This window comes from Bradyrhizobium sp. MOS002 (assembly GCF_003020115.1).
In the GTDB taxonomy this organism is placed as follows: domain Bacteria; phylum Pseudomonadota; class Alphaproteobacteria; order Rhizobiales; family Xanthobacteraceae; genus Bradyrhizobium.
The window spans coordinates 309,874-323,802 of record NZ_PYFX01000002.1 but is presented as its reverse complement, the minus strand read 5'-3'; the positions used below and the strand labels follow the sequence as shown (position 1 = coordinate 323,802).

General features: G+C 64.7%; 12 protein-coding genes. 2 read left to right on the top strand and 10 right to left on the bottom strand.

Annotated elements, in window-relative coordinates; genetic code table 11:
- Window positions 1-9: 9 nt before the first annotated feature.
- Both C7G41_RS06175 and C7G41_RS06170 read left to right on the top strand, forming a co-directional pair.
- Window positions 10-1,794 (top strand): acyl-CoA dehydrogenase family protein, encoded by a 1,785-nt coding sequence (locus C7G41_RS06175; RefSeq protein ID WP_106942174.1) that lies wholly within the window; start codon window positions 10-12, stop codon window positions 1,792-1,794.
- 43 nt (window positions 1,795-1,837) lie between these two features.
- Window positions 1,838-2,926, top strand: a complete 1,089-nt coding sequence (locus C7G41_RS06170) for a Zn-dependent alcohol dehydrogenase (RefSeq protein WP_027515339.1) — start codon at window positions 1,838-1,840, stop codon at window positions 2,924-2,926.
- A gap of 21 nt (window positions 2,927-2,947) precedes the next feature.
- Here the strand turns inward: C7G41_RS06170 and C7G41_RS06165 are convergent, their stop codons facing one another.
- The 10 genes from C7G41_RS06165 to C7G41_RS06120 all read right to left on the bottom strand — a co-directional run bounded on the left by C7G41_RS06165 (window position 2,948) and on the right by C7G41_RS06120 (window position 13,927).
- Window positions 2,948-4,327: a hypothetical protein gene (locus C7G41_RS06165; RefSeq protein ID WP_106941728.1), complete on the bottom strand. Its 1,380-nt coding sequence runs from the start codon at window positions 4,325-4,327 to the stop codon at window positions 2,948-2,950.
- 243 nt (window positions 4,328-4,570) lie between these two features.
- Complete coding sequence (locus C7G41_RS06160; protein ID WP_026233404.1) at window positions 4,571-4,846, bottom strand: DUF1488 family protein; 276 nt, start codon at window positions 4,844-4,846, stop codon at window positions 4,571-4,573.
- 78 nt (window positions 4,847-4,924) lie between these two features.
- Entirely contained in the window at window positions 4,925-6,403 is a 1,479-nt protein-coding gene (locus C7G41_RS06155; RefSeq protein WP_106941727.1) for an AMP nucleosidase, read from the bottom strand.
- A 179-nt stretch (window positions 6,404-6,582) separates the two neighbouring features.
- Window positions 6,583-7,917: an HlyD family type I secretion periplasmic adaptor subunit gene (locus C7G41_RS06150; RefSeq protein ID WP_106941726.1), complete on the bottom strand. Its 1,335-nt coding sequence runs from the start codon at window positions 7,915-7,917 to the stop codon at window positions 6,583-6,585.
- Complete coding sequence (locus C7G41_RS06145; RefSeq protein WP_106941725.1) at window positions 7,914-9,659, bottom strand: type I secretion system permease/ATPase; 1,746 nt, start codon at window positions 9,657-9,659, stop codon at window positions 7,914-7,916. Before C7G41_RS06145 ends, C7G41_RS06150 begins: the two co-directional genes overlap by 4 nt.
- 260 nt (window positions 9,660-9,919) lie before the next feature.
- The gene (locus C7G41_RS06140) at window positions 9,920-10,189 is read right to left on the bottom strand and encodes a GlsB/YeaQ/YmgE family stress response membrane protein (RefSeq protein WP_007605178.1); all 270 of its coding nucleotides are present in this window, start codon (window positions 10,187-10,189) and stop codon (window positions 9,920-9,922) included.
- A gap of 96 nt (window positions 10,190-10,285) precedes the next feature.
- Window positions 10,286-11,263 carry an ABC transporter ATP-binding protein gene (locus C7G41_RS06135; RefSeq protein ID WP_106941724.1) on the bottom strand — a complete coding sequence of 326 codons (978 nt, stop codon included), beginning with the start codon at window positions 11,261-11,263 and terminating at the stop codon, window positions 10,286-10,288.
- Window positions 11,260-12,675, bottom strand: a complete 1,416-nt coding sequence (locus C7G41_RS06130) for an amidase (RefSeq protein ID WP_106941723.1) — start codon at window positions 12,673-12,675, stop codon at window positions 11,260-11,262. The genes C7G41_RS06135 and C7G41_RS06130 overlap by 4 nt, the downstream gene beginning before the upstream one ends.
- A complete protein-coding gene (locus C7G41_RS06125; protein ID WP_106941722.1) occupies window positions 12,672-12,869 on the bottom strand; it encodes a hypothetical protein in 198 nt (65 codons plus the stop codon). Before C7G41_RS06125 ends, C7G41_RS06130 begins: the two co-directional genes overlap by 4 nt.
- Complete coding sequence (locus tag C7G41_RS06120; protein ID WP_199198215.1) at window positions 12,866-13,927, bottom strand: ABC transporter ATP-binding protein; 1,062 nt, start codon at window positions 13,925-13,927, stop codon at window positions 12,866-12,868. Before C7G41_RS06120 ends, C7G41_RS06125 begins: the two co-directional genes overlap by 4 nt.
- Window positions 13,928-13,929: the final 2 nt, after the last annotated feature.

Here is a 13,929-nt window from a genome sequence, read left to right as displayed (position 1 = left end):
AGGACGATCATGCAGAAGCCGGCCCCCGCGCAGGCAAAACAGGTCGCAGCCGCACCATCCGGGCTGCTGGCGCCCGATACCAGCGGCATGAATTTCTACCGCGCCGATCAGGCGCTCACCGATCTCCTGCGCATCCATCTGCCGGAGACGCTCTTCCGTCACATCGAACCGCATCTCGATCGCCTGGGCGAGCTCGCCGGTGGCCATCTCGACGATTGCGCGCGACTTGCCGACCGGCACACGCCGGTGCTGCACCAGCGCGACAAGTTCGGCCGCGACGTGCAGTGGATCGAATACCACCCGGCCTATCACGAGCTGGAGAAGACAGCGTTCGGCGAGTTCGGCATCCACGCGCTCTCGATCCGCAAGGGCATCATGGGCTGGCCGGACAAATATCCAGTCGTCGCCAAGCACGCCTTCACCTTCCTGTTCAACCAGACCGAATTCGGCATGGGCTGCCCGATCAACGTCACTGACGGCTGCGCCAAGCTGCTGGCGAGTTTCGGCAGCGACGCGCTGAAGGCGAAATATCTCGACGGCCTGACCCAGACCGACATGAGCAAGCTGACGCAAGGCGGCCAGTTCATGACTGAGAAGGAAGGCGGCTCCGACGTCGGCACGCTGACCACGACGGCCGTGCAGGAGGGCGACCATTGGCGCCTCACCGGGGAAAAATGGTTCTGCTCGAACGCCGACGCAAAGATCGTGATGCTGCTGGCGCGTCCCGAAGGTGCCGGCCCCGGCACGCGCGGTGTCGGCCTGTTCCTGATGCCGCGTTTCCTCGACGACGGTTCGCAGAACCACTATCGGATCGTGCGCCTGAAGGACAAGCTCGGCACGCGCTCGATGGCCTCGGGTGAAATCAAGCTCGAAGGCGCGATCGCTTACGCGGTCGGCAAGCTCGACCGCGGCTTCGTGCAGATGGCCGAAATGGTGAACTCGTCGCGGCTTTCAAATGGCGTCAAATCGACCGCGCTGATGCGCCGCGCCTACCATGACGCGATGACGGTGGCGAAAAACCGCGTCGTGTTCGGCAACCGCATCATCGACCTGCCGCTGGGCCGGCGCCAGATGCTAAAGATCATGCTGCCGGTCGAGCAGGCACTGTCGATGAGCTTCCTCACTGCGGACGCGCTCGACCGCGCCGAGGCCGGCAGTCAGGATGCGGCCGCACTGCTGCGTATCCTGACGCCGACCCTGAAATTCCGCGCCACCCGCGATGCGCGAAAGGTCTGTGGCGATGCGCTCGAGATGCGGGGCGGCATCGGCTATATCGAGGAATTCGCGACCGCCCGCCTGCTGCGCGACGCGCATCTCGGTTCGGTCTGGGAAGGCACCGGCAACATCGTCGCGATTGATGCGTTGAGGCGCGCGGTCGGCCGCCACGGCGCCGAATCCGCGCTCGCAGCCGACCTGCACGCCCGCCTCGATGACAGCCCCTCGGTGCCGCAGTCCTGGCGCGACCGGCTGCACACGCTCACCGATCGCGCCGTCGGCTTCGCACGCGAGGTCGCGGGAAAGGCCGAGAACGAGGCCGATGCGCGCCGCGCCACCAGCCTGCTCTATCATGTCGCCAGTGCCGTCGCGCTCGCCTGGGAGGCGCATCGTATTCACGACATGCGTGGCGATGCGCGAAGGCTGTTGTTGTCGCGCCTGGTGATCGATCAACGGGTGTCGCCGAGCGATCCGTTCCGGCTGACGGAAAATGCCGTGCAGCAGAAGATCGCCGCACTACTGCTCGGCGATCGCGCAGGCAGCATGAGCGAGGTTGGCGAACTGGTTTTGGCAGCGTAGGCTGCATCCGCGTTCAAAGAAAAAAAGCGATAGGGAGTGCTCGATGAAAGCCGCCGTCCTCCATGAAGTCAACAAGCCTCTGGTCATCGAGGATGTCAGCCTGCCGAAGCCGGGCCCGCGCGAGGTCCTGATCCGGACGTCGGTCGCGGGTCTCTGCCACTCCGATTTGCACTTCATGGAAGGCCTTTATCCGCATCCGCTGCCCGCGGTGCTTGGGCACGAGTCCGCCGGAGTCGTCGAACAGGTCGGCTCCGACGTCACCTATGTGAAACCGGGCGACCATGTCGTCACTTGCCTGTCCGTGTTCTGCGGCACCTGCGACAATTGCACCACGGGCCGCACGGTGCTCTGCACCGACACCACGGTGAAATTGCTGCCGGGCGTGTCCAATCGGATGCAATGGGCCCGCTCCGAGAAGCTGCACCAGTTCCTCAACCTCTCGTCCTTCGCCGAGCAGATGCTGGTGCACGAGAACGCGATCGTCAAAATCCGCAAGGAGATGCCGCTCGATCTTGCCGCGCTGATCGGCTGCGGCGTCATTACCGGTTACGGCGCGGTCGTGAACACGGCGAAGGTGACGGCCGGCGAGACAGTGGCCGTGATCGGTTGCGGCGGTGTCGGCATGGCTGCGATCAACGGCGCGCAGATCGCGGGCGCCGGCCGTATCATTGCCATCGACACCAATCCGGCCAAGCTCCAGCTCGCGACCAAGCTGGGCGCCACCGACATCATCAACCCGGCGGACGGCGACGTCGTGAAGCAGGTGCGCGATCTCACCAATGGCGGCGTGCATCATTCCTTCGAGGTGCTCGGCCGCAAGGAGACCGCCGAGCAGGCCTTCGGCATGCTCGCCTCGGGCGGCACGGCGACCATCGTCGGCATGATTCCGTTCGGCCAGAAGATCGAGCTGCATGGATTCGACTTCCTGCGCGAGCGCAGGATCCAGGGCTCCTCGATGGGCTCGAACCATTTTCGTGTCGACATGCCGCGGCTGGTGGATTTCTACCTGCGCGGCCGGCTGCACCTGGAAGACTGGATCTCGGCCAAGCTGAAGCTCTCCGAGATCAACGAAGGTTTTGCCAACATGAAGGCCGGCAAGACGCTGCGCAGCGTGATCATGTTTGACAGTTGAAGGCTGGATGAGCCCGGACGCTCAGGATTGAAGCAACTGGTCCGGGCCATCGGCCAGGTCGCTCCGCGACTCTTTCAGGAGCAGCAGCGCCGCAACTGTGACGAGACCCGTGGTCAGCAGGTACAGGGGCGATATGTTCAAACCGGGCCCTTCAAAGACCAGGTAGGAGAACAATCCCGCGGTCGACGCGATGAAGCCGAGCCAAGCAAGCTTCGGAAAGCGAAATCCACGTTCGCCGCGCCAAAGATCAAGCACGAGGTAGTACACGAGAAGGCTGTTGCAGAGCGCCGCCGGCAGCACGCCCAGGACGATTCCGTTTTCGAACGCGAGATAGGATAACACGCCGTCGACTTGAGCAATCACCGCGAAAGGCAAATAGCGCGGATTGAGGCAGGCTAGCGCGATCGACGCAAGTTCGAACGCGTAGAAGTACCGCTCGTGCATCTTCGGGAGCAGATACGGCATGAGCATGAGCGATACACACGCGGCGAGCAGAATAAACTCAGGCCCCGCCCGTTGAGAGCGCGCGATGAAGATCGACAAGGCGAGCCCGCTCGCCGCCGCGAGCACCATGCCGACGGCAACTCCGATCGCGTACGGCGTTCCCCCGGCCAACACCCAGATGTTCGCCGCGTTCATGGTGAGGCGATTGAATGTGTGAGCTTGGTCCAAATAGACCGCGAACACGGAGGCCAAGGATCTGCCGGCGACGAGAACCGGAATGGCGAGAACCACGTAGATCCCGAGAACGGTGGCGAGCCATGCCGGGTGGATCCTGCGGCGCAGAATCATGCCGAGCACGAAGGGGCCCAGGAACACGCCCTGAGCCTTCACCGAAAAGGCCATCGCAAATGACGCAACGCCGTTTCGGTCCCGCATGAACAGCGCTACGGAAACCAGCGTGAAGAAGGTCCAGATCGAATCACTCTCCGCCCACACTGCGCCGTTGAAGATCACCGTCGGTGCAAGCCAAATAGCGCAGAAGGCCAGGGAGGCGCGCAATGGCAGCTCTGTAGCTCGCCAGACGATCTGGGCCACAACGATCGCGCAGCCCAACTCGAATACTGCCGAGATCGCTTTCACGAGGGAAAGTGGCTGGCCTAGCCAATCAAATCGGGCGACAATCAGCAGGAGGTAACTGTAGAACGGCGTGTAGTTGGTAAAGGCTTCGGCCAGCCCGGCGACTCCGTGATCGCGAGCAAAGACATACCAGGGGATCAGATGCTGAATGGCGTCGTCGGTCGCGTGCTGCCGGGCGACATAGCGGAGCGCAAGGCCCACAAGTCCGCATCCGACCGCTACGAGGATTGCAAGCCGCCAATTCTTTGGCGGCGTCTTGTCCGGGTTGACGTCATGACCGGACCCGCGGATCGCGTCGATTCCAACACTATCTTTTGTCACGCGATCACTCGTGAGGCTTTTATTTTCGTGACCTAACCTGTACGGGTCATCAATTCATAGCTGTATAACGGCTGGTTTCGCAGGTCTTAAGATTGCCGCGAAAAGGTTGCTTGGTTAGCGAATGCTTTAGAGGAACTGACGCTCATCGAAAATGGCTGCCAGCGGGAAGGTAAGCCCGGCAAGACCGGATCTTGACCAACCGATGAACTGCTCCGGGGCATAACGGCGGAGGCCGGAGCAGCGCTACCGCTGCAAATGTCGCGTAAAGATCCGCACCACATGACCCCTGACCCGCGGCGCCTCGTCGTAGAGGTCTGAGGCGAGCCGCTCGATGGTCTCGCGCAACGACAGGAACTGGGCCTGCCGCGCGCTGCTTTCGGTGCCCTGCATGCCCGCAAGCTCGTCCATCGCTGCGTCGCTGATCTGGCACTGCACGACCTCGCCGTCATTCAGCATGGTGAAGCGAAAGGCGAGCCGTTCCAGATCATGGCCAATGATCCTGTCGCGCATGAGTGGCATCAAGTCGTCCCGGTCGACCCCCGCGCCGAAAATGCCGAAAATCCGGCTGCTTGTCAGCAGCAAAGGCAACCCTTCGCCCTACTGAAATGCAACTTCGGCGAAACTGCGGAGCTTTCGCGAATGCAGCCGCTCGGATTCCTGCTGCTTGAGCCGTTCCAGCGCCTTCAGGCCGATCTCGAGATGCTGGCCGACGCGGCGGCGGTAGAATTCGCTGGCCATGCCCGCGAGCTTGATCTCGCCGTGCAGCGGCTTGTCGGAGACGCACAGCAGCGTGCCGTAGGGGACGCGAAAGCGGTAGCCGTTGGCGGCAATCGCGGCCGATTCCATGTCGAGCGCAACCGCGCGCGATTGCGACAAGCGGCGAATGACATCGGGCCCGCTGATCTCCCAATTGCGGTTGTCGACGCTGGCGACGGTGCCGGTACGCATCAGGCGCTTGAGCTCGAAACCTTCGAGCCCGGTGACGTCCTCGACGGCCTCCTCGAGCGCCACCTGCATCTCCGCGAGCGCCGGGATCGGCACCCACAGCGGCAACTCGCGATCGAGCACATGGTCCTCGCGCACATAGCCATGGGCGAGCACGTAGTCGCCGAGCCGCTGCGTGTTGCGCAGGCCCGCGCAATGGCCGAGCATCAGCCAGGCATGGGGCCGCAGCACGGCAACATGGTCGGTGACGTTGCGCGCGTTGGACGGACCGGTGCCGATGTTGATCAGGGTGATGCCGCGATAGCCGGGCGCGACGAGGTGGAAGGCCGGCATCTGCGGCGCACGCGCGGGCGCGACGCCGGTGGTCGCGCCGCCGCTGCGCGTGATTACATTGCCTGGGGCAACGAAGGCATCGAGGCCGGCCTCGCCAGCCTGAAGCCGCTGCTGGCAGAGCTGCGCGAAGGCGTCGACGTAGAACTGGTAGTTGGTGAAGATCACGAAATTCTGGAAATATTCGGGGTCCGTGCCCGTGTAATGGTATAGCCGGCGCAGGGAATAGTCGACGCGCGCCGCGCGAAACAGGGACAGCGGCTCGGGCGCGCCGGGCTGGAGCTCGAAAGTGCCGTCGGCGATGGCATCGTCCATGGTGGCGAGATCGGGCACGTCGAACGCATCGCGCAGCGATCGCGTCACGGGCGAGTTCTCGCTGGTGGTGATGGCGGCCTCGATGTTGATGTCGCGGCGATAGGCGAAGTGAACGGGAATCGGTTCGCTGGACTCGCCGATTTCGACCGGGACGCCGTGGTTCTGGATCAACAGTCCGATCTGCTCGGTGAGATAGGTCCGGAACAGATCCGGACGCGTGACGCTGGTCTCGTGCACACCAGGCCGGGCGACGAAGCCATAGGCGAGACGCGAATCCAGCCGCGCATGCGTCGCGGTGGTGACACGGACGAAGGGATAGAAGGCCCGCACCCGCGTCGTGATTGCCTCACCGTTGACGTAAGCCTCGAACCGGTCGCGCAGGAACTTCGTGTTGCGCTCGTAGATCTCTTCGAGGCGGGCGACGGCGAGGCCGGCGTCGGAGAAGGGTTCTGTGGCGACGGAGGGTGGGGATTGGATGGATTGCATTGTTCGACGCCGGGTTGCTGGGGCTGAATCGAACTTATAGCAAGAAAACTAAAGCAAGAAAGAAGCCGCCCGTCATTGCGAGCGTAGCGAAGCAATCCAGAAATCTCGCCGCGGCGGCAACCTGGATTGCTTCGCTACGCTCGCAATGACGAAAGGAGGCGATGACGCGCCTTCGCGCGTCACTTCTCCCGGAACGCCCGCATGAACTGGTCGTGCAGCGGCTTCATCAGATAGGACAGCATGGTGCGGTCGCCGGTCTGGACGAAGGCTTCCGCCGGCATGCCGGGGATCAGCCTGGAGTCACCGAGCTTGGCGACCTCTTCCGCGGACAGCGAGACGCGGATGGTGTAGTAGCTCTGGCCGGTGCGCTGGTCGGTGGTGACGTCGGGCGAGACGCGGCTGACGACGCCGTTGAGCTCCGGCGTGGTACGCTGGTTGAAGGCGGACAGGCGCAGCAGCGTCTTCTGGCCGATCTGGAGCTTGTCGATATCGACCGGATTGACCTTGGCTTCGACCTGGAGATCGTCGGCCTGCGGCACGATCAGCATGAGGGCGTCGCCGGCGGTGATGACGCCACCAACGGTATGCACGGTCGATTGCAGCACCATGCCGTCCTGCGGCGCGCGGATGTCGACGCGGCGAAGCTGGTCCTCGGCGGCGACCTTGCGCTCAATCATTTCGCCGATCTTGTCATTGGTCTCGCGCAGATCCTTCGAGACTTCGCTGACCATGTCCTTGTCGACCTGGATGATCTGGAGCTCGGTCTCGGTGATCTTGCCCTTGGCTTGCGCCCGCGAGGCGATGTATTGCGCGCGCTCGCCATTGAGCCGGGCAGAATCGCGTTCGAGCGTGGTGAGGCGGGAGATCTGCACCAGGTGCTTGTCATAGAGATCCCGGACACCGACGAGCTCCTGCAGCACCAGCGAGATTTCCTTGTCCTTGGCCCGCTCCTGCGCGGAGAGACCTTCGATCTCCTCGTTGAGCTGCTGGATGCGCTCGCGCAGCTGCGCCTTCTGGCCAGCGCGTCCGTTGACGCGAACGTCGAACAGCTTGGTTTCCGCGGAGAGCAACGCCTTGACGTCGGGATCGTTGCCGCGATCGAGCAGTGCTCGGGGGTAGTCGATCCTGTCGATCCCGCGCTGCTCGGCCTGGAGCCGCGCCGCACGCGCCTGCGCCGCGTCGAGATTCTTGGTGACGATGGCGAGGTTGGCCTTGGTGACGGTGTCGTCGAGCCGCACCACGATGTCGCCGGCCTTGACCACGTCACCGTCGTGAGCGCGCAGCTCGCCGACGACGCCGCCGGTCGGATGCTGCACCTTCTTGACGTTGGATTCGACCACGATCTGCCCCGGCGCGATCAGCGCGCCCGAGATCTGCACGGTCGACCCCCAGCCGCCGAGGCCGACCAGGAGGACCAGCACGATCCCAAGCCCGAGCATCAGGTGAAACCGGATCGACTGCCGTACGGTCCGCTTCGCGGCAGGCTTCGCGCCGCCGAGCGCCATCGTGCTCATGCCTTGGCTCCGCCTTCGCTGACGATCTTGATCGGCGCCGGCGGCGTCACGCGCGGCTGGAGCACCTGGGCGAGTACCTGTTCCTTCGGCCCGAAGGCCTGCATGCGGCCGTCGCGCAGCACCAGGATCTGGTCGACCGCTTCCACGCCGATCGGGCGATGTGCCACCACGACGACGATGGCGCCGCGCTCGCGCGCCGCACGGATGGCGCGGGTCAGCGCTTCGTCGCCTTCGGTATCGAGATTGGAATTGGGCTCGTCGAGCACGATCAGGAACGGGTTGCCATAGAGAGCGCGCGCCAGCGCCACGCGCTGCGCCTGGCCCGCGGAGAGCGCCGTGCCCTGCTCGCCGACCTGGGTGTTGTAGCCCTCGCGCATCTTGATGATCATCTCGTGCACGCCGGCTTCCTTGGCGGCGGCGATGATGCCGTCGGAGGTGGCCTCGGGATCGAAGCGGCTGATGTTCTGCGCAATGGTGCCGCCGAACAATTCGACGTCCTGCGGCAGGTAGCCGATATGGCGGCCAAGCAGGTCCGACGACCACTGGTCGAGCGCCGCGCCGTCGAGCCGCACCTTGCCGCGGACCGGTTGCCAGACGCCGACCAGCGCGCGGATCAGCGACGACTTGCCCGAACCGCTCGGTCCGATCACGCCGAGGCCGTTGCCGGCTTCGAGCGCGAAGGTGATGTCCTGCACGATGAGGCGCTGGTCGCCCGGCGGCACCATGGCGACGCCTTCGACCGAGAGGCGGCTGGTGGGCGCCTGCAGCTGCGTCGGCATCGTCTGCGCCGGCATCTGCTCCAGAAGGCGGGTCAGGCGGTGCCAGCTCTGGCGTGCCGCGACAAAGGATTTCCAGTGCGCGATCGCGAGGTCGACCGGCGCGAGCGCACGTGCCGACAGGATCGAGCCGGCAATGATGATGCCGGCGGTCGCTTCCTGGTGGATGACGAGATAGGCGCCGACCGCGAGCACGGCCGATTGCAGCATCATGCGCAGCACTTTTGCGACCGCGCCGAGACCGCCGGCGACGTCGCTCGCACGCTGGTTGCCGTCGAGATATTTTTCGTTGGCCTCGCTCCAGCGCGCGTTCATCCGGCCGGCCATGCCCATCGACACCATGACTTCGGCATTGCGGCGGCTGGCCTGGGCGAGATCGTTGCGCTGGGCGGCAAGCCCCATCGCCTCGCGCGCCGGCTGGCGGGACATGAACTCGGTGACCAGCGTCAACCCGACCAGGATGACGGCGCCGACCAGCGCGGTGACGCCGATCATGACGTGGAAGGCGAAGCAGATGGCGAGATAGAGCGGCAGCCACGGCAGGTCGAAGAACGCGCTCGGGCCCATGCCGCCAAGGAAGGAGCGGACATTGTCGAGATCGCGCAGCGGCTGAAGCCCCTCGTTGCGGCTGCCGACCAGCAGCGGCAGGCGCACGATGGTGTCGAACACCCGCTTGTTCAAGGCTTCGTCCAGCGCGGTGCCGACCCGGCCCAAGATCCGGTTGCGGATCATGTCCAGCACGCCCTGCGCCATGTAGAGGAAACTGGCCAGGACGATCAGGCCGACCAGGGTCGGAATGCTGCGGCTCGGCAGCACCCGGTCGTAGACCTCCAGCATGAAGATCGACCCGGTCAGATAGAGCAGGTTGATCATGCAGCTCATCAAGCCGACGCCGACAAACGCCGTGCGACAGGCGCGCAGCGCATCACCGAGCTCTGAGCGGCGGACGCCGGGAACGGCTGCCATCAGTCTGATCTCTTTCGGGTAGGGGCCAAAGTCCCTGATTTCAAAGGCAAATTCAGGAGTAATTGACCCGGATTAACATCGCGTTTGCGGTCATCGCCCAACGCTGTCGAATACCCGGGACCCCTATGGCCCACATCACCCCCGACCGGCCTTGCACGCAAGTCCGGAATCTCACGATCTTGCGGCTTTTTCTTGCAGACATGTCACCTCTCCCCGGGCGGGGAGAGGTCAAAAGTTCGATCAGTTGAACTCGGGCGCCATTAGAACCGGCCGCCGCCGCGGACCAGCCGCACCACCAGCAGCAGGATGACCGCGCCGATTGCGGAATAGATGATCTCCGATATCAGCCCGGTGCCGATGTGGATGCCGAGCTTCGGAAACAGGAAGCTTGCCACCAGCGCGCCGGCGATGCCGACCACGATATCGCCGATGATGCCGAACCCGGTTCCGCGCACCACCTTGCCGGCCAGCCAACCAGCCACCAGGCCGACGAACAGGATGACAAGCAAGCCTTCGTTGGAAATGTACATAAGTGAGGTCCCCTCTCCGTGAACGGTTCCATGGAAGCGGAACCGGGATGAACGAGGTCTGAATGCTGTTCCCCGCTCCCCGCCGCGGTCCAGATATCACGACAGCGCGGTGGCCGGCTCCGCCAGCACGCACCGCGCTACCCGGCCCGGCCCGACCTCCACATTCCCTGGCAGTTGCTCCAGACAGCGCGGCTGGGCCACGGCGCAGCGGGGCGCAAAGGAGCAGTTGTGGGGCCTCTGGCCAAGCGACGGCGGGGTGCCGGGGATGGTCTCGAGCCGCTGTCCCCGCTTGGCCCCGTGGACGGTCGAGGCGAGCAGGCCCTTGGCGTAGGGATGCACGGGCGAGCGGACGATGTCGCGAAGGGTGCCCTGCTCCACGATCTGGCCGGCATACATCACCGCGACCCGGTCGCAGATCTCGATGGCGACGCCGATGTCGTGGGTGACGAAGATGACGGACATGCCGAACTCGCGCTGCAGCTCGCGCAACAGCAGCAGGATCTGGATCTGCACGGTGGCATCGAGCGCGGTGGTCGGCTCGTCCGCGAGCAATATCTTGGGACGACACGCGAGCGCCAGCGCGATCATCGCGCGCTGACGCATGCCGCCGGACATCTCGTGCGGATAGGCATCGAGCCGGCGTTTTGCGGAAGGAATGCGCACGACATCGAGCATTTCGAGTGCACGTGCCCTGCCCTCCGCATAAGACTTGCCCTCGTGACGCACCACGCTTTCGGCGATCTGCGCGCCGATGGTGTAAACCGGGTCGAGCGCGAGCGCGGGCTCCTGAAAGATCATCGACACGGTCTGGCCACGGAACGACGACAGTTGCTCGTCGTTCATGGCCAGCACGTCGCGGCCCATCACGTTGACCTTGCCCGTGATCTCCGTGCGCTTCTTCGGCAACAGCCGCATCAGTGCACGCAAGGTCACGCTCTTGCCCGAACCGGACTCGCCGAGCAGGCCCAGCACCTCGCCGTCGCCGAGCGAGAGGCTGAGATCGTTCACGGCATAGACTGTGCGCTCGCCAGTGAAGCGGATGTTGAGGCCTGAGATCTCGACGAGCTTTGTCATGACGGAAGTTTCGGCAGCCTGGCGTGGTAGTCGGTGGCGCGCTGGAACGCGGCGCCGATGGTGAGCAAGGTCGCCTCGTCGAACGAGCGGCCGATCAACTGCATGCCGATCGGGAGACCGCTTTTGGTGAAGCCCGAGGGCACCGTGAGCGACGGCAAGCCGAGGTAATTTACAGGACGGGTGAACAGCGTCAGCCGCTGCAACAGCGCCGGCGCGTTCGGCCCGCCGCCGACGTCGCTCTCCTCGATCGTCGGCGCCGGCACGGGCGAAGCCGGTGCGATGATCGCGTCGACGCCAGCCGTTGCTGCATTGTGCGCGGCGAGCGCAGGTCCGCGCCAGCGCATCGCCTCGAGATAGGTAATGGCGGGGACCGCGAGGCCGTTCTGAAGCCGCATAAGCACCTGCGGACCGTAATCCTGCGGCCGCTCGATCATCCAGCGCTTGTGGAAGGCAGCGGCTTCGGCTGCAAGCACGAGCTGGCTTGCCGAGGACAATTGCCGCTGATCGGGCAGCTCAACGGTGACGATGTCGGCGCCCTCACGCTTGAGCACCGCGATGGTCTCGTCCAGCACGCGCGCGACCTCGCCGTCGAGATCGTCCACATAGAAAGACGAAGGCACGCCGATCTTGAGGCCGTTCAGCGAGCCCTTGGTCGCGCCGACATAGTCAGACAGCGGCTCGTGGCTCGCGGTCGAATCCTCGGGATCAGGGCCGGCCATCAGCGCCAGCAGTAGCGCGCAATCCTCGGCGGTGCGGGCAAGCGGGCCGACCGTGTCGAGCGACTGCGACAGCGGCATCGCGCCGGCGCGGCTGACCCGGCCGACCGTGGTCTTCAATCCGGTCACGCCGCAGAAATGCGCGGGCATGCGGATCGAGCCGCCGGTGTCGGAGCCGAGTGCGGCATAGGTCAATCGCGCCGCGACCGCCGAGCCCGAGCCCGACGACGAGCCGCCGGTGATGTGCGCGACGTTCCAGGGATTGCGAACCGGACCGTAATGGGCGTTATGGCCGGTCGGGCCATAGGCGAATTCGGCCAGATGCAACGTGCCGAGGCGAACCTGGCCGGCGTCCTTCAGCCGCTGCAAGGCGGTGGAGGTCACTGTCGGAACGAAATCGCGGCGGATCAAAGAGCCGCAGGTCGCGACGTGGCCTGCGTCGTAGTACATGTCCTTGTGCGCGAGCGGCACGCCGTGCAACGGACCGTGCACTTCGCCCTTGGCGAGTTCGGCGTCGGCGGCATCGGCGGCCTTCAGCGCCGCCTCGGCTTCGATCGACATGAAGGCGTTGAGATGCGGCTGCCACTGCGCGATGCGATGCAGCAGCGCGCGCGTCACCTCATGCGAGGACACCTGCTTCATCGCAATCGCGCGCGCGACCTCGATGAGCGTCATCAATGCGGGCTCGGTGCTCATTTCGAGAGCTTCGCAGTCTGCGCGATCGGATAGAGCGCGGGCTCGAGATCGAACGGCAACGTACCGGCAATGGCCGCAAAGCCCTCGAAGGCCGGTCCGATGGAATTGGAGATGCGCGTCGCAATCTCGTCGTCGACGGGAACGCCGGCGACCTGTGCCGTCGCCTTAATCTCTTTTGTCGTCGGTCTCGTCATACGGTTTCCTCCTTGGGCGCGCGGCTATGGCCTGAACCCGGGATCGCCATGTAGCACGCGGCCTCGTGGCCCATATTATCCAGCGCAGTGAGTTTTGGTGTCGCATTTGCGCAGAGCGGCTCCGCAAACGGGCAACGGGTATGGAAGCGGCAGCCCGAGGGTGGATCGATCGGATTGGGCGGATCGCCCGTGATCGGCGGCGTCTCGGTGCGACGGTCCGGATCCGAAGACGGCATCGCGGCAAGAAGTGCGCGCGTATAGGGATGGGCCGGCTGGTCCCAGACCTGGTCGACCGGGCCGAGCTCGACGACCTCGCCGAGATACATCACCAGCACACGATCGCTGATGTAGCGGACGACGTTGAGATCGTGGCTGATGAAAAGATAGGTCAGGCCGAACTCGCGCTTGAGGTCGGCAAGCAAATTGAGCACCTGCGCCTCGACCGATTTGTCGAGCGCGGAGACCGCTTCGTCCAAAATCACCAGACGGGGCGACAGCGCCAGCGCACGCGCGATGTTGACGCGCTGACGCTGGCCGCCGGAGATCTCGTGGGGGTAGCGGTTGGCGAAATTTGCAGGAACCAGGCCCACCTTGCCCAGCAGCTCGCGCGCCAGCGCGCGCGCGGCGCCGTCGGCCATGCCGTGCACCTTCGGGCCGAAGGCGATCGATTCCTCGATCGTCAGGCGCGGATTGAGCGAGGCATAGGAATCCTGGAACACCATCTGCATGCCGCGGCGCAGCTCGCGCAGGGAGAGCGACTGGCCGACGCTCATGCCGTCATAGATGATGTCGCCGGTGTCGCGCGGCATCAGATGCATGAGCAGCCGGGCGGTGGTCGACTTGCCGCAACCGGACTCGCCGACGATGCCGACGGTCTCGCCCTTGGCGATGGAGAAGGAGACGTTGTCGACGGCACGCACGGTGCGTTTTGCGGCGAACAAGCCGCCTCGTACCGGAAAATGCTTGGTCAGGCCGTTAACCTGAAGCAGCGGCTGCGCGACGCCGCCGAGGTCTTCGATCGGCTCCAGCATCGCGACGGAGAGGTTGGTTTCGCTCATGG

Coding starts and splice junctions, on each gene's coding strand:
- C7G41_RS06170 (WP_027515339.1), top strand. CDS start 1,838: ATGAAAGCCGCCGTCCTCCATGAAGTCAACAAGCCTCTGGTCATCGAG.
- C7G41_RS06120 (WP_199198215.1), bottom strand. CDS start 13,927: ATGAGCGAAACCAACCTCTCCGTCGCGATGCTGGAGCCGATCGAAGAC.
- C7G41_RS06150 (WP_106941726.1), bottom strand. CDS start 7,917: ATGAGCACGATGGCGCTCGGCGGCGCGAAGCCTGCCGCGAAGCGGACC.
- C7G41_RS06130 (WP_106941723.1), bottom strand. CDS start 12,675: ATGAGCACCGAGCCCGCATTGATGACGCTCATCGAGGTCGCGCGCGCG.
- C7G41_RS06175 (WP_106942174.1), top strand. CDS start 10: ATGCAGAAGCCGGCCCCCGCGCAGGCAAAACAGGTCGCAGCCGCACCA.
- C7G41_RS06135 (WP_106941724.1), bottom strand. CDS start 11,263: ATGACAAAGCTCGTCGAGATCTCAGGCCTCAACATCCGCTTCACTGGC.
- C7G41_RS06155 (WP_106941727.1), bottom strand. CDS start 6,403: ATGCAATCCATCCAATCCCCACCCTCCGTCGCCACAGAACCCTTCTCC.
- C7G41_RS06145 (WP_106941725.1), bottom strand. CDS start 9,659: ATGGCAGCCGTTCCCGGCGTCCGCCGCTCAGAGCTCGGTGATGCGCTG.
- C7G41_RS06140 (WP_007605178.1), bottom strand. CDS start 10,189: ATGTACATTTCCAACGAAGGCTTGCTTGTCATCCTGTTCGTCGGCCTG.
- C7G41_RS06125 (WP_106941722.1), bottom strand. CDS start 12,869: ATGACGAGACCGACGACAAAAGAGATTAAGGCGACGGCACAGGTCGCC.
- C7G41_RS06160 (WP_026233404.1), bottom strand. CDS start 4,846: ATGCCACTCATGCGCGACAGGATCATTGGCCATGATCTGGAACGGCTC.